The following is a 15,570-nucleotide window of genomic DNA, read 5'->3' as shown; positions in this document are numbered from 1 at the left end:
GATGAATAAAAATACTTTAACCACTGCGTTATTATTGTCATTAAGCCTTGCAATACTACCTATACATGCCGCAGAAATAGACCCTGCTGCTCAAAATATTATTGATACTGCAGCTAACAATGGTAGTGATATACAAGAAGTATTCATTACAGCTGCAACAAATAATCCTGAAATGACAGAGTCACTTCTAGCGGCAGCTATTGCTGCAGTTGGTCCAGATAGTGATTCTGCAGGCGATTTGATTGCCGCTGCGATAACTGCAGTGGGTGCTGACTCTCCCCTAATCCCTAATATATTAGCTATTGCATCAAGTGCTGGTATTGATAGTGATACAGTAATCGGAATAGCTATTGCTAGTGGCGTTGATGCTACCATTGCATCTGATGCGACAGCATCAGGCAGCTCTGTTGGTACTAATAACAATTTTACTGCTTCAAGTAATCGTTCAGCCTCTGGTACTGGAGCAGGTGGTGGTGGTGGCGGAATTTCTCCAAACCAATAAGTTATCATTGCTAGTTGAATAAATATAAAAAGGTCCTTCGGGATCTTTTTTAGTTTTCTGCTTGCTTTTTATGTATTATTCTCGCTATTAATAACAAACCTTAGTTGTATGCTCGTTGAATAAATTCTTCTTTTATTGTCTGTGTAGCCTTATTATTTACGCTCCTATACCTTTAGGTGCGAATAGAATTTGGGCAAGCTCATCCATTGAATTTTTTGTTTTTTTACTCTTTTTTGGGCATTTAATGGCTAGCTTAAGCAAGAGACAAAATATTTTTCCTAACTCCGACGCTATTCCTGTCATTATCCCTTTAGGCATAACAGCAGCATGGCTAGTGCTACAAATTACCCCCGGTATAGGATCTATTTTAGAGCGACCATTTTCAACGTTATCTTTTGATCCTTCACTTACCCATATTATGCTGTTAAAGACGCTCGCTTTAACTCTCTTTGCCTGGTTAGTATTTTACTACGTGAATACTAGGGATTTGGTTTATAAATTTTCTCTATCTATTATGCTATCAGGATTATTACAAGCATTGTACGCAAGTTGGCTTAACTTAAACCTAGATATGCCATCACTTATATTTGATATCCCATACTCGACCGCTGCTGTTGGTAGTTTTATTTATAAAAATCAATTAGCTAATTATTTAGCACTTTGCTTAGCCATTGGTATTGGTGTATTGATTAGCCAACTTTCAGTAAATGGTTCAAGTGTACAAGTTCGTCATAAAGTACGTGATATATTTCAAGTATTATTAAGTAGTAAAATATTAATGCGATTAAGCTTGATCATTATGATCATTGCTTTAATTTTAACCCGTTCGCGAATGGGTAATTCTGCTTTTTTCTTTGCTTTAGCCGCAATTAGTCTTTTTTCTTTTTTCTTCTATAACCGTAAACCTAAGAATTTACGTTTATTAATATTGAGTTTTTTTATCCTTGATTTAATTTTAGTTGGCACTATTTTTGGCGTTGAAAAAGTAAAAGAACGTTTATTAGAAACAAGCTTAGCTTCTGAAACAAGGGATGAAGTAGTGCGTGATGCTATTCCTATGATATTAGACTACCCTGTTTTTGGTAGCGGCGGTGGTAGTTTTTATTCTAGCTTCCCACAATATCAAACAGGCCCTTATTCGGGTTTTTATGATCATGCTCATAATGATTATATTCAATTTTCAGTCGAGCTTGGCTTACCAATTACTTTGTTATTAGGTGCTATGGTGCTTTACTGTTTGTTTATTTCACTTAAGACAATGGTTAAACGCAAAACTCCTTTATACCAAGGAGTGTCGTTTGGTTGTGCCGCAGCTATAGTGCATATGCTGTTACATTCAACTGTTGATTTTTCACTACAATCACCTGCTATAGCGCTACTATTTATTAGTATATTGTCGCTCTGTTTGATTTGTGCAAAACTGAAACGATAATTAATATATACGGCTCTGTTCTTGTTCAACATCCACTTCGATATTAATAACATATAACATTTAGCCATAAAAAAACCCGTTATAAATAACGGGTTTTTATTTGAAACAATCAGAAACAACTAATGATACACACTTGCAAGTTATTACTGTAATTAGCTGATATAACTACTAAGCATTTTTGTTAAGTTTACGTGAAGCTAAACCTAATACAGCGAATGCAAAAATTGCAACTGTTGTTGGCTCAGGAACTTGAGTAATAGTCATATTTTTAAAACTAGCAGTATTAGTACTTACACAACCATCACAGTCATTAATAAACATCAGTCTTGAAAAAACACCATCAAGATATTGACCTAAGTTAATTTCAAAGTGAACCCACTCATTTATATCATCGTAACTATAAGTTGTAAGCCCCCAATCTTGTTGAGTACCAATAAGGTTAAAAATATTCCCTCTATCTGGACCTTGACTTCTTGATGTTTGAACACCTCCAATATCAGGTGTTCCTGTTGTCATAAAGTCAAACGATAAAATTGTATTATTAAAATCAAGTGAGTAATCTCCGGTCACATCTCTCAGGTTAAAGTAATACCATGAATTATGATTTAGAGTAAGAGTGCCTCCGACAACATCGATAGACGTAGTCGGCTTAAGATCAAAAACATGAAATGCATCTGCTTCATTTAAAGCAGTAAAATCAACATCCCATTGATTCACTATGCCTGCATTAACCATACCACTGCTGATAAGAATTAATCCCGTAAATGCGGCTTTTAAAAACTTAAACTTCATATTTATTTCCTATTAATTACAACTGAGAAAAATTAATTCTTCTATAGAATCTCTGCACCACTACCTTGTTAACTTTTTGTAAACCAAAGTGACTGGTGACTTTTTTATCCATACACTAGAATAAATGCAATAATCGATCCAATAAGAGTAATTACTCTTATTTCAACTAAATAGGACTTTATTCCAATTTACACACAACATAAGTGTAAAAAAAACTGACACTAAAAGCCCATTTCTATCATCCCTGAAGTTACACAGCATTAACAAAAACCTTTGATTTAACGAAGCTTTTATTTTCATTGTTTCGCTATAAGCCTAATATTATTGCAGCTTATACCAAATTGGTATTAATCGAATTGGTATTATTTTGAATAACAAAAAGGCCTGAACAATTGCTTGCTCAGGCCTTTTTTCAATCTTTCTACACAGAAATTTCTGTAAAAGATATTACTATCTTTTAGCCAATTTCTCTTTAATACGTGCTTTACGGCCAGATAGCTCGCGCAAGTAGTAAAGTTTAGATTGACGAACATCACCACGACGTTTAACTTCAATTGAGTCAACAATTGGGCTATGTGTCTGGAATACACGTTCAACGCCTACGCCGTTCGAAATTTTACGAACAGTGAAAGCTGAATGTAAGCCGCGGTTTTTAATAGCGATAACAACACCTTCAAACGCTTGAAGACGTGATTTATCACCTTCAGTAACTTTTACTTGAACTACAACAGTGTCGCCCGGAGCGTATGCTGGTAGGTCTTTTTTCATTTGCTCTTGTTCGAGCATTTCAATAATTTTACTCATAATACCTTCTTCCTAGTATGCACAGTCTAAGTGGTTATTTAACTTGCTTTTTAATTGAGACAAGTAATTTTTCCTGCTCAGCTGTCAGAGCTAGGTTATTTAATAGTTCTGGTCTTCTAGTCCACGTTCTAAGCAAAGATTGCTCTTGTCGCCATAAGCGTATGTGTTCATGATTACCACTAAGCAATACTTTTGGTACTGACATTTCTTCTCCCGAGGGAGTAGTCATTACTTCTGGCCGAGTGTAATGAGGACAGTCTAATAAACCATTAGAGAAGGAGTCCTGCTCTGCTGATTCAGTGTGTCCTAATACGCCTGGCACTAAGCGTGCTACAGCATCTATTACATTCATTGCGGGGAGTTCACCACCACTTAAAATGTAATCGCCAACCGACCATTCTTCGTCAATGTCTGACGCGATTAATCGCTCATCAATGCCTTCATAACGTCCTGCTATAAATATCAGTCGGTTATGTTGTGCTAATTCACTTACGCCTTGTTGATCAAGCTTTCTTCCTTGCGGAGACAAGTATATAACCTTGACATTACTATCAAGATCACCAGTATCTAACGCAGCTTTACGCGCAGCTTCTTTAGCGGCATGTATAGCATCACGCAATGGTTGCACCATCATTAACATGCCCGGACCACCGCCATAAGGACGATCATCAACGGTACGATGCTTATCATGGGTAAAGTCTCTTGGGTTCCATGAATGAAACTCAATTAACCCATTACGAATCGCTCGACCTGTTACCCCATACTCCGTGATAGCATTAAACATTTCGGGAAAAAGGCTTATTACCCCAATCCACATTTTGTTAGTCTCTTTAATAGAGGCAGTGCTAGTCACAAGTTAAAAACCTGGATCCCAGTCAACACAAATTTGTTTATTTTCAATACTAACGGACTCAACAACTTGTTCAAAAAGATACGGAATTAATCGTTCTTTTTTACCAAACCCATCATTTAAGTTAGCTTTAACAACCAGTACGTCGTTAGCGCCAGTTTCCATCATGTCTGCAACGACTCCCAGGTCGTAACCTGTATTCGTTACAACAGACATTCCTATTAAATCGCGCCAGTAATAATCGTCTTGCGACAATTTTGGCAACGATGTGACATTGGTTAATATATCTGAACCAACAAATGCTTGCGCATCATCACGGTCATCAATACCTGCCACTTTCACAATAAGAACTTTGTTATGCTTGCGCCAATCAGTTATTTCAACTGTTTGTGTATTATTCCCTAATTTTAATGACCAAGGGAAATAGTCAAGTATGGCATCAGTTTCATCAGTGAATGAATGAATTTTTAACCAACCTTTGATTCCGTAAACAGCGCCTACTTTACCTAAGATGATTTGTTCTTCTTGACTCACAAAATTCTCCTACTACCTACTAAGCTATTAAGCCGCAGATGCGTCTTTAATTAACTTAGCCACACGATCAGATACACCAGCACCTTGACCTACCCAGTGGGTAATACGGTCTAGATCTAAGCGTAATTTCTCAGCTTGACCTTGTGCTGTTGGGTTGAAGAAACCAACTTTCTCGATGAAACGACCATCGCGAGAGTTACGGCTATCTGCAACAACAACCTGATAGAATGGACGCTTTTTAGCGCCGCCACGAGCTAAACGAATGGTAACCATATCGTCCTCTATTATGTTAAGTGTTAAACGGATTTTCCAGACACTTTCCGTCTTCAAGCGACAGAAAAGCTCGCGTATTCTACGCTTTTGACAGATTTTTACAAGCTTTATTTATAATCAATGAGCTATTTTGATTTAGGTACGGAGGGGGATTATTGGCAAAATTAGCAGGTAAGTTTAGCGTTCTTTAATGGTAAAGTCGCTAAACAGTGGGCTGTGCTCAGTTTATATTTTGTTTATGTTTAGTTATTTATTAGAGATTGTTAGCATTCTAATTTGCTAAGAGGCTGTTTTACTTTCAAGCCATGTTGGCATTTCCAATAATGCGGTAAATTCTGTCGCCGTTATCGCTTTACTAAAATAATAACCTTGCATTGCATTTATATTACAATTTTCAATAAACTTACATTGTTCAGAGGTCTCAACCCCTTCAGCGGTAACAAGTAAGTCGAGTTGCTTGGCAAGCGCAGCTATAGCTCTAATAGTTTTACTATCTATTTCATTTGCGGGGAGCCCTTTAGTAAACATGCGATCTATTTTTATTTTTTTCACACCAAATTTAGGCAAGTATTTCATTGAGGAATAGCCTGTGCCAAAGTCATCAATAGCTACACTTACATCTAATGCACTTAATAACCTCACTTGGTTCATCGATTGTTTAACATCTTTCATCAAGGTTTCTTCGGTAATTTCTAATTCTAAATATTGCGATTCAAGATGAGTTGCATCAAGTGACGTTGCCACGGTTTGTGCATAATCATCCAGAGCTAATTGCATTACCGAAAGATTAATAGACATAACAATTTTTGCTAAGCCTTGCTCTTGCCAAGCTTTGTTTTGCTTACAAGCCTGGGTGAGAACCCAATCCCCAAGCTGATTAATAATGCCTATTTCTTCAGCAATTGGAATAAAAACTTCTGGCGATAATTCTCCTAGTTTTTCATGATTCCAACGCAATAAAGCTTCAACACCTATAATTTCATGATTGCGACTATTAACAATGGGTTGATAATGCAGTTCAAGTTCATTGCGATTTAAAGCTCCACGTAATTGCTCTGCTATTTTCTTCTTGGTGTTTACTTGCTCTTGAATCTCTTTTGAGAAAAACTCCAACTTGTTTTTGTCTTGTTGCGCAATACGCATTGCTTTATCAGCATTGTTTATCAACTCTTTACTGTGTCGACCATCATTCGGGTATATTGCAACACCAATATTACTGGTAATACGAACTTGTTGTTGCGCTATTTTATAAGGTTTCACGAGTTTAGTGAGTAAGCTTTTAGTGGTTTTATTTATATTATCTTGAGTCGTTAACGATTCAACAATAATAATAAACTCCCCACCGGTTATTCTCGCTAGCGTGTCTTCTGGGCTAAGTTCTTTAGTTAGGCGTTTTGCTACTTCTTTTAGTAGTGTATCGCCGCCTCGGTGTCCTTGTTGATTGTTTACCGCCTTAATGTCATTAATACTAATGTATAATATGGCAATAGGACTGTGTTTTAGTTCTGCTTGAGTGATGGCTCGATCAAGGCGATCATGAGCCAATGCTTGGTTGGGTAAATTGGTAAGCTGATCATAAAAAGCAAACGCTTTTATTTGCTCTGCTTTAATGACTTGCTGCTTGATGTTATTGCGTAATGACATAATAAAACGAATCAACAACAGCACAACAGCTATCATTGTAATACTGACAATAACCATGGTTTTAGGCAAAGACCAATTTAGCTGATTGGTAAATAGATCGGAAACACTAGTTTCTATATCTACAAAGCCGATTGCGTATATGATGGTCGCGCTAACAAGGACGATACAAAAGCTTTCTATAAATAGAGGAAAACGTTTCAAAAAACCTTCATGCTCTGATTGCTCTGTTGATTTAGCACCATTAACTTTGTTGTTCGCCATTATTCAATACTCCACACTACATTTTAATACTTAAAACACAATCAATCGCTTATACCAATCTTATAAAACTAATATCAATAAACCAGTCTCATTAAAGCACAATTAGCCATCGACTGTTTTTTAATAGCAACGGAATTAAAAAAATTGCCCAAAATTCGATAAGGATAAATAGTCAAGTTCAAAGCGCATAATTGAGTAATAGTTGGCTATTGGGATTGAGCGCAACGCAGAAATTGATTATTTATATCTTTGAAGATGATTAATTTATTATTTCAACTGGTATAAGTATAGCTAGGCTATGAAAAAGTGCTGAACATAATAACCGAAGTTAAGATTAATAACGGCTAAGCCTGATCAACACCGCTATTCTTTTGGTTTGCTGAATATACTTTGATAAGCTTTTTTGAACGGTTCAAAATAAAGTTGAGCTAAACTGTTATGCCCTTGGTGATTAACACTGATGCCGTAAGTTATCTTTTCGCCTTGTTTTACTTTTATCGTTGACGCTTTGATATGACAAGCAAATAATCTATCCCAAATAGCGAGTGCCGAACCAAAGTTTTTGTCGAAGTGTTTTGCTTGATCGCTATGATGAATTTGATGTTGTGCAGGACTAATAAAATAGTTTTCTATTTTATTACCCCAACTCAACCAGATATGACTATGGCGTATATTGGATCCTAATACATTAAAAGCAAAAACAAAGGCGTTAGCTCCCAAAATATCATACATTTTTAATGTAGGGCCAAAAAAATAATAACAAACGCCGACCACTACCCCTTGAGTTAATACCATTCTAAAAGCATACAATAGACTTTCAACCGGATGACTTCGGTAAATAGTGAATGGTGTTAGTACTAATGCTGAATGATGTACTTTGTGAAACTCCCACAGCGCCGGTAACTTGTGTAATAAATAATGTAAAAGAAAGCGAGTAAGATCGTCAAACACAAATAAAACTAAAGTGAAAATGGCGATGATAACGCCATGCGGTAAAACTAAAGGTTTTAAGTAACCAAAAATAGATTCAATACCCGACGATATTGCTATGGCAATTGGAGCCATTGAAATAACAATTAATGGAAAAAGTGCTGATTTAATTAACTTATTAATCACTAACAAGGCGTAATCAAATTTGGCTGATTGGTGGTTATAAGTGCCTTTAGGAAACAAAAAGCGTAGAAAGGCTGAGAAAGAATACCCAGAACTCTGTGCTATAAATACAGGTAAGGTTAATAACAGTGCAGAGAGTAAATAAACAAAATAGATGCGTTTGTTTGCATCAAAAAAATAGTTACTGAGCTCTGTTAAATTACTTGATAGAAAAATTTAAAGGTGTAACAAAACAATAACAAAATAATTAAACTTTATGTTTGTGTTGGCTTTATTTAGAGCCTAGTTAACGTGAGTCTAATGAATAGTAGATTACTTGCAGTCGTTAACAATATTTTAGTCTGTTGTTCAAAAAGGCTGCAAGTGCAGCCTTTAAAATAAGATATTATGTCAACGGAGATTAACGACCGAACATACCGCCACCGCCGCCCATACCTGGTGGCATCATACCTTGCATGCCACGCATCATTTTTTTCATGCCGCCTTTAGCTGACATTTTTTTCATCATTTTTTGCATTTGCGTAAACTGTTTAAGTAACTTGTTTACGTCTTGAATTTGCGTACCTGAGCCTAGCGCAATACGGCGTTTACGAGAGCCTTTAATAATATCAGGACGTTCACGCTCACCTGGTGTCATCGAATTAATGATGGCTTCCATTTGTACAGTAACTTTATCGCCCATGCCGTCTTTAACTTTATCAGCCATATTACCCATACCTGGTAATTTGTCCATCATGCCCATCATGCCGCCCATGCTTTTCATTTGCACGAGTTGATCACGGAAATCTTCTAAGCTAAAACCTTTACCGCTTTGCATTTTCTTGGCAAGTTTTTCAGCTTGTTGTTTATCAACTTTTTGTTCTATTTCTTCAACAAGTGATAGTACATCACCCATACCTAAGATACGTGAGGCTATACGGTCTGGGTGGAACGGCTCAAGTGCTTCTATTTTCTCACCAACACCCATAAATTTAATAGGTTTGCCAGTAATATGACGAATTGATAACGCCGCACCACCGCGAGCATCACCATCAGTTTTAGTTAATATTACACCGGTAAGTGGTAATGCATCATTAAAGGCTTTAGCGGTATTTGCCGCATCTTGACCCGTCATTGCATCAACAGTAAATAATGTTTCTATCGGGTTGATTGCCGCATGAAGTTGTTGAATCTCACTCATCATATCTGCATCAATATGTAAGCGACCCGCGGTATCAACAATTAATACGTCATAATGATTTTTCTTAGCGTGATCAATTGCCGCATTAGCAATATCAATAGGTTTTTGTTTTATGTCACTTGGAAAAAAGCCGACATTAATTTCATTTGCTAAGGTTTCAAGTTGTTTAATAGCCGCTGGACGATAAACATCGGCACTCACCACCAATACTTTTTTCTTCTCACGCTCAGTTAAAAATTTAGCTAGCTTAGCAACGGAGGTAGTTTTACCTGCACCTTGTAAACCCGCCATTAATACAACAGCAGGTGGTGCGGCTCTTAAATCAAGACCTTCGTTGATTTCACCCATCGCTGATTCAAGTTCTTTTTGTACTATTTTTACAAAAACTTGCCCAGGAGTAAGGCTTTTAGAAACGTCGGTGCCAACGGCTTGCTCTTTAACTTTGGCTACAAATTCTCGAATTACCGGTAAAGCTACGTCAGCTTCAAGCAATGCCATGCGTACTTCACGTAAAGTATCTTTGATATTGTCTTCGGTTAAACGGCCACGGCCACTAATATTTTTAAGCGTTTTACTTAAGCGTTCGGAAAGATTGTCAAACATGAAATACTCTAACAGCTAATATTGGAAAATTTAATGCTGCTATTATACGCAAATATATAGAAGATGCGACAGCAGATACTCTTACATACAATTTAGTCGTTAGAAAATTGGCTTTCTAGGTTAACTAATCGTGCGATGAAAAAGATTGCCATGCTATAGTAAGGTTGATTTTAATGATGCAGATACTAAGTAACCTGAGTACGAAATAAGTAAAAGTAAGAGTATGCTTTTATTCTTCAAGAATAATTACTTCGTATCTGTTCACGTAAAAGTTCTAGTAAACATATTGATAAATACAGTTTTAACTATAGGTAAATTATAAATGGAACAGTTATCCGCTTTAGCTATAAATTTTTTAGATCTTAGCGCAGAAGCAAGCCCTTGGTTATTATTAGGCCTACTTATCGCCGGCTTAATGAAAGCTTGGGTACCAAGTAAAATGCTCACTAAACATTTAGGTAGTGGTAAATCAGCCATAGTTAAAGCCGCGCTAATTGGTGCACCACTACCATTATGTTCATGTGGTGTAATTCCTGTTGCCGCAGAGTTAAGACGAAGCGGTGCTTCAGCCTCTGCTACTTCATCATTTTTAGTAGCTACTCCAGAAACAGGTATCGACTCTGTATCAGTATCTTATGCTTTATTAGGCCCTATTTTTGCTATTTACCGCCCTATTGCCGCAATTATGTCAGCTATTATCACTGGTTTATTAGTAGCGACAATAAAAGAGCAAGATGTAAAATCGCCTCATGCACATAAGCTCACTGAAGCAGCTTCTTGTTGTGGCAGTAAGAAAACTGTTCCTGCTGAAGAGCCTACGGTTAAAGAATCGTGCTGTGGTACTAAAAAAGTTCTCTCTGATGAAAAGCCACTGATAAAAGAGTCTTGCTGTAGTAGCAATAATGAAGTTGCTAAAGCAACAAGCGATACTCATACGCACTCAGGATCAGAAAAGACAAGTTCATCGTGTTGCCCCAGTGAAAAAAAATCTGCCGCTAAAGATAAACAAGATTTTATCAGTAAAACAAAGCAAGGTGTTTATTACGCATCAACCAAACTTATAGACGATATTATTGTCTGGTTATTAATAGGCCTCGTTTTTGCTTCATTAATCCGTACCTTTTTACCTGAAGAGTTTTTATTAAGTTACGGTAGTGGTTTACCTGCTATGTTATTGATGATTGTTATCTCAATTCCTATGTATATTTGTGCTACAGCTTCAACGCCTATTGCCGCAGGTTTCATTATGGCCGGGTTATCACCTGGTACAGCGTTAGTATTTATGATGGCAGGCCCTGCAACTAACATTTCAACTTTAGGGGTTATTCGTAATGAAATGGGCAGCGCAGTATTAATTCGTTATTTACTCGGCGTTTCAGTAAGCGCTATCGGCTTTGCTTTATTGCTTGATTTTGGACTTGAGTTTTATGACATTAATATTACCGAGCAAATGGCGCATAGTCATGAAATGTTACCACAATGGTTTGGGCTAGGCTGTGCAGGGCTTATTGTCTTTTTATCGATCAAACCATTAAGACGCTTATTGATAAAGTAGCGACTTTAGTTCTCTATTAATGTACTTGATGGAAAACTGATTAATTAGCCTGAGGGTTTAAGTTAATATCGAAAGTTAATATATAAGTTAATATATAAGTTAATATATAAGTTAATAAAAGTATTGTTAATTTAAGTCAATACTTTTAATTTAAGTCAATACTTTTAATTTAAGTCAATACTTTGCGCTATTCACATAGCACTAAAGATTTTATCTGATAGAATCAATTTTTTACTGTTCTTTTTCTGTTGCGTTAGGGGTTGTTAGTGGATTTTTTGGTTATAGGATCAAGTTTAGATTTTTTATTATATTTGCTTGCAACGTTAGCCGTTGTTACACGCTTATTTCACCCCGAAGGTCCTAATAATAAACTCGTTTTAGGTTTGGCTTGTGCTGCAATTTTAGTTCATGCGGCTTTATTATTTTCACAGCAAACGCTAAACTTTAATTTACCTCATGTTGTTTCGCTAGTGAGTTTAACCATTACTATTGTCGTAACCCTAGTAGCGTTGAAATTTAAAGTGAACCTGTTATTACCTGTTATTTACGGTTTTACCGGATTATGGCAATTAGTTATTATCTTCCTACCTCCAATAGATTCAATCCCCTTAGTAAACAGTAAATTTGTTTTGCTTAGCCACATAAGTCTTGCTTTAGTTGCTTATTCAATTTTAATTATCGCCACTTTATTTGCTTTTCAAGTGACTTATATCAACGTAAAGCTGAAGAGTAAAAATTTGGCTGCAGTTGCGCATTTACCTCCGCTAATGCAAGTTGAAACACAATTATTTAAAATTTTAACGCTGGGTACCGTAATATTATTTATTAGTGAAGTTATTGGTTTTGCTTTTTTAGATGGCTTTCTAGCAAAAGCTAATGCTCATAAAACTTTATTATCCCTACTCGCCTTATCAATTTATAGTGTTATCCTTTGGGGGCATTTTGTAAAAGGCTGGCGCGGTCATCGAGTTTTAGTACTGATGTTAACTGCAAGCGGTTTACTAACCCTAGCTTACTTTGGTAGTCGTTTGGTTAAAGAGTTCATTTTATAAAGACAGTACTTTAAAAATTTTTTTTTAACCTTATTATGTTTATAACCCTGTATGTATAATGCAACACGGTTAATTAAATTTTAGTTTTTGTTGTCATTTTAATAGTGTTTAAATGGTAACTAATATAGGAAATATCCTTTTTGGACAGTATATCCACCCAGATGCTTTTTACTATTCTTGGCATCTTAATACTTATGTCTGCTTATTTTTCAGGCTCAGAAACAGGCATGATGTCTTTAAATAGATATCGCTTACGCCACTTAGAAAAAGAAAAGCACAAAGGTGCTAAACGGGTAAGTAAGCTGCTTGCCCGCCCAGATCGTCTTATCGGTTTAATTCTTATTGGTAACAACCTAGTTAACATAGCCGCCTCTGCTATTGCTACCGTTATAGGTTTACGTTTATTCGGTGATATGGGGATTTTAATCGCCACTGTAGCTTTAACCTTAATTATTCTTATTTTTGCGGAAGTAACGCCAAAAACATTGGCGGCTTTATATCCTGAAAAAATAGCCTTTCCTAGTTCAATATTATTAATTATATTGCTTAAAATACTTTTCCCATTGGTTGTTATTGTCAACTGGATCACCAACGGCTTTTTAATGCTATTAGGTATTAATGCTGATCAACGAGAGCAACATAGTCTAAGTAGTGAAGAGTTAAGAACTGTAGTGAATGAATCAGGCGCATTATTGCAACCTCGCGATCAAGATATGTTAGTTAGTATCTTAGACTTAGAAAAAGTGTCAGTTGAAGATATTATGATCCCACGTAGTGAACTAGTGGGTATTGATATCAATAATGATTGGAAGAAGATTCAAAAGCAACTTACCCAAGCCAATCACACACGTGTACTACTATACCGCGACACTATTGATGATGTAGTTGGTTATATTCATGTACGTGATGCGTTAAGACTATTGTCTAAGAAAGAATTCACTAAAGAAACCCTATTGCGTTCAGTACGTGAATTATATTTTATTCCCGAAGGTACGCCGCTTAATATTCAATTAATTAAATTTCAGCATGCAAAAGAGCGTCTAGGTCTTGTTGTTGATGAATATGGTGATATTCAAGGTTTAGTGACCTTAGAAGATATTCTTGAGGAGATTGTTGGCGATTTCACAACAACTATGGCACCGACAACAAGTGATACTGTTACCTTGCAGTCAGATGGCAGTTACTTGGTTGATGGTAGTGCGAATATTAGAGATATTAATAAAGAAATGTCATGGGAATTGCCAACAGATGGCCCTAAAACCCTGAACGGCTTAATTATTGAATATTTAGAAGAGATACCAGAAAGTAATATTAGTTTACGTATCTCTGGTTACCCTGTCGAAATAATTGATGTGGCCGGCAATATGATAAAATCGGTACGCGTTATGCCTGAACATTTCATTGGCGAAAAAGTAGAAGAAGACTAATTTATTTTCCTTAATAGTTAATCACAAAGTTATCCACAGATAGAGGTTTACCAATAACCTTATCAACTTTCCACAATTTCTGTGGATAACAATTGCTACCCCTATCAGCAGCAGCATTTTGCTATTTCAACATTTATTTACTAAATAAACTGACTTTTTTTCATCTGAATTTGATAAATTAACTAGCTATTTCTGGAGCTATTATCCTAGCTAGCTTGGCCGCATTTTTGTCGTAAAAAGAGCATCTTGGCAAGATTTATGCGAGTGTTTTTTTATTAATCAGTAAACTTGGTAGGATAAAAAATGTCTCTAGTGATGATCTGGAACGCTTAAACAGCGCACTATTGATAGCGTTTATTAAAGCATCTGTATCAGCAGATTTTTTACACTTTCACTTTGCTAGCGTAAAGGGGGAAACAGCAATGCATTGCACAAAAGCCGCCCCCTAATATACCTAACCTAACCCTAGCAGTTAGATTTCTAATATCTAAACTCCTAGCTTCTAAAACTTAGATCCTAAAGCCTATTTCTTAAACCCTAGCTACCTAGTTCCTAGAATCTAAGTTCTAGAATCTAGTATTATCGCTAACCAAAGAATAATCGCCATAACCAACCATGGTTCAATTCTTCTTCACAACTTTTTAATTGGCTACTATATCGGCGAGCACGATCATCAACTTTTCTAGCCACTTTTATTAACCAAGGTTTCTTTAAGTAAGTTTTTTTTCTAAACCCACCCCAACCTTCGTGGTAGTTTAAATATTGATTGTACGCATCCCACTTAGAAACACCGTTCACTTTTTGAGTTTTATAAATAAACCAACCCATAAAGTCGATTGCATCAGCAAAGTCATCACGGTCGGCACCAGAGTTACCTGTTTCTTTAATGTAATCTTTCCAGGTCATGGTTTTAGCTTGTGAATAACCGTATGCAGTGCTTACGCGTCCCCAGGGGATAAAACCAAATAGATAGTCCATTGGCGGCGCAGCATTATGTCGAAATGAACTTTCTTGATACATCATACTCATGGGTACATGAATAGGCACACCCCAACGCTCGCGTACATCTTTAGCGTCGAAGTACCAATCATGATGTTCGCGGAATATTTCACAAATATTTTCAGGGTTTTTCGGTGGAGGCGTAGCACAACTTGTAAGCAAGAATACGCTTGCCAATGTTAACAATATAGTTTTACATGAAGGCATAGAAATAATGATTGTTATATTTGCTTTTTATAATGCCAGAATCCACTAATTAATGGCAGTGATTAATAAAGGAATTTAATGATAGTTATAGCCATTACAACAATATAATTGCCTCATCAGATCATTTAATTTATCTAATGACTAACAAAAATTAAAATAAAGTGAACTAAATAGAAAAAGCACACTCTTACTTAATAGTAATATTATTCCCTGATGTTATAAGTTTTATGTTGTTTATTGCGCTCTCTATTTTTAGTTGAGCGCTTTTTTTTTCCTTAAATTTCTTTAATATCAGAATTATAAGTCATTTAGCCATTTAGCCATTTATATAGAAAATATGTA

14 protein-coding genes are annotated in these 15,570 nt (G+C 36.1%); 5 read left to right on the top strand and 9 right to left on the bottom strand.

All coding sequences use genetic code 11. The features are described from left to right. The first annotated feature begins 1 nt into the window (after nucleotide 1). Nucleotides 2-502 carry a hypothetical protein gene (locus tag CWS31_RS13810; RefSeq protein ID WP_101343640.1) on the top strand — a complete coding sequence of 167 codons (501 nt, stop codon included), beginning with the start codon at nucleotides 2-4 and terminating at the stop codon, nucleotides 500-502. A 115-nt stretch (nucleotides 503-617) separates the two neighbouring features. Further along, the gene (locus tag CWS31_RS13805; RefSeq protein ID WP_101343639.1) at nucleotides 618-1,934 is read left to right on the top strand and encodes an O-antigen ligase family protein; all 1,317 of its coding nucleotides are present in this window, start codon (nucleotides 618-620) and stop codon (nucleotides 1,932-1,934) included. Between the two features lie 168 nt (nucleotides 1,935-2,102). Here CWS31_RS13805 and CWS31_RS13800 read toward each other — a convergent pair whose 3' ends face one another. From CWS31_RS13800 to ffh, 8 genes are all read right to left on the bottom strand, one after another. Beyond that, nucleotides 2,103-2,726 carry a PEP-CTERM sorting domain-containing protein gene (locus CWS31_RS13800; protein WP_101343638.1) on the bottom strand — a complete coding sequence of 208 codons (624 nt, stop codon included), beginning with the start codon at nucleotides 2,724-2,726 and terminating at the stop codon, nucleotides 2,103-2,105. 450 nt (nucleotides 2,727-3,176) lie between these two features. Next, nucleotides 3,177-3,530, bottom strand: a complete 354-nt coding sequence (gene rplS, locus CWS31_RS13795) for a 50S ribosomal protein L19 (RefSeq protein WP_101343637.1) — start codon at nucleotides 3,528-3,530, stop codon at nucleotides 3,177-3,179. A gap of 34 nt (nucleotides 3,531-3,564) precedes the next feature. Further along, nucleotides 3,565-4,347, bottom strand: coding sequence for a tRNA (guanosine(37)-N1)-methyltransferase TrmD (trmD, locus tag CWS31_RS13790; RefSeq protein ID WP_101343636.1), 783 nt, complete (start codon nucleotides 4,345-4,347; stop codon nucleotides 3,565-3,567). A 39-nt stretch (nucleotides 4,348-4,386) separates the two neighbouring features. Beyond that, complete coding sequence (rimM, locus tag CWS31_RS13785) at nucleotides 4,387-4,914, bottom strand: ribosome maturation factor RimM (RefSeq protein WP_101343635.1); 528 nt, start codon at nucleotides 4,912-4,914, stop codon at nucleotides 4,387-4,389. Nucleotides 4,915-4,941: 27 nt separating this feature from the next. Further along, the gene (gene rpsP / locus CWS31_RS13780) at nucleotides 4,942-5,187 is read right to left on the bottom strand and encodes a 30S ribosomal protein S16 (RefSeq protein WP_101343634.1); all 246 of its coding nucleotides are present in this window, start codon (nucleotides 5,185-5,187) and stop codon (nucleotides 4,942-4,944) included. Between the two features lie 279 nt (nucleotides 5,188-5,466). After that, nucleotides 5,467-7,092, bottom strand: coding sequence for a putative bifunctional diguanylate cyclase/phosphodiesterase (locus CWS31_RS13775; RefSeq protein WP_101343633.1), 1,626 nt, complete (start codon nucleotides 7,090-7,092; stop codon nucleotides 5,467-5,469). Nucleotides 7,093-7,455: 363 nt separating this feature from the next. Then, nucleotides 7,456-8,208 (bottom strand): sterol desaturase family protein, encoded by a 753-nt coding sequence (locus CWS31_RS13770; protein ID WP_342780243.1) that lies wholly within the window; start codon nucleotides 8,206-8,208, stop codon nucleotides 7,456-7,458. 397 nt (nucleotides 8,209-8,605) lie between these two features. Next, nucleotides 8,606-9,988 carry a signal recognition particle protein gene (ffh, locus tag CWS31_RS13765; protein ID WP_101343631.1) on the bottom strand — a complete coding sequence of 461 codons (1,383 nt, stop codon included), beginning with the start codon at nucleotides 9,986-9,988 and terminating at the stop codon, nucleotides 8,606-8,608. Nucleotides 9,989-10,310: 322 nt separating this feature from the next. Between ffh and CWS31_RS13760 the strand changes: the two genes are divergently transcribed. The 3 genes from CWS31_RS13760 (at nucleotide 10,311) to CWS31_RS13750 (ending at nucleotide 14,022) form a co-directional block, all read left to right on the top strand. Then, entirely contained in the window at nucleotides 10,311-11,543 is a 1,233-nt protein-coding gene (locus tag CWS31_RS13760; RefSeq protein ID WP_101343630.1) for an SO_0444 family Cu/Zn efflux transporter, read from the top strand. Between the two features lie 266 nt (nucleotides 11,544-11,809). Further along, the gene (locus tag CWS31_RS13755; RefSeq protein ID WP_101343629.1) at nucleotides 11,810-12,595 is read left to right on the top strand and encodes a cytochrome C assembly family protein; all 786 of its coding nucleotides are present in this window, start codon (nucleotides 11,810-11,812) and stop codon (nucleotides 12,593-12,595) included. Between the two features lie 140 nt (nucleotides 12,596-12,735). Continuing rightward, nucleotides 12,736-14,022, top strand: a complete 1,287-nt coding sequence (locus tag CWS31_RS13750; RefSeq protein ID WP_101343628.1) for an HlyC/CorC family transporter — start codon at nucleotides 12,736-12,738, stop codon at nucleotides 14,020-14,022. 585 nt (nucleotides 14,023-14,607) lie between these two features. On the opposite strand, the gene CWS31_RS13745 is transcribed toward CWS31_RS13750, so the two are convergent. Further along, nucleotides 14,608-15,228: a transglycosylase SLT domain-containing protein gene (locus tag CWS31_RS13745; RefSeq protein WP_101343627.1), complete on the bottom strand. Its 621-nt coding sequence runs from the start codon at nucleotides 15,226-15,228 to the stop codon at nucleotides 14,608-14,610. Nucleotides 15,229-15,570: the final 342 nt, after the last annotated feature.

This window comes from Colwellia echini (genome assembly GCF_002843355.2).
GTDB lineage: Bacteria > Pseudomonadota > Gammaproteobacteria > Enterobacterales > Alteromonadaceae > Colwellia > Colwellia echini.
Note: the sequence above shows the minus strand (reverse complement) of the source record. Positions and strands in the feature narration are given on the sequence as shown.

Coding starts and splice junctions, on each gene's coding strand:
- CWS31_RS13745 (WP_101343627.1), bottom strand. CDS start 15,228: ATGCCTTCATGTAAAACTATATTGTTAACATTGGCAAGCGTATTCTTG.
- ffh (WP_101343631.1), bottom strand. CDS start 9,988: ATGTTTGACAATCTTTCCGAACGCTTAAGTAAAACGCTTAAAAATATT.
- rplS (WP_101343637.1), bottom strand. CDS start 3,530: ATGAGTAAAATTATTGAAATGCTCGAACAAGAGCAAATGAAAAAAGAC.
- CWS31_RS13775 (WP_101343633.1), bottom strand. CDS start 7,092: ATGGCGAACAACAAAGTTAATGGTGCTAAATCAACAGAGCAATCAGAG.
- rpsP (WP_101343634.1), bottom strand. CDS start 5,187: ATGGTTACCATTCGTTTAGCTCGTGGCGGCGCTAAAAAGCGTCCATTC.
- CWS31_RS13800 (WP_101343638.1), bottom strand. CDS start 2,726: ATGAAGTTTAAGTTTTTAAAAGCCGCATTTACGGGATTAATTCTTATC.
- trmD (WP_101343636.1), bottom strand. CDS start 4,347: ATGTGGATTGGGGTAATAAGCCTTTTTCCCGAAATGTTTAATGCTATC.
- CWS31_RS13760 (WP_101343630.1), top strand. CDS start 10,311: ATGGAACAGTTATCCGCTTTAGCTATAAATTTTTTAGATCTTAGCGCA.
- CWS31_RS13810 (WP_101343640.1), top strand. CDS start 2: ATGAATAAAAATACTTTAACCACTGCGTTATTATTGTCATTAAGCCTT.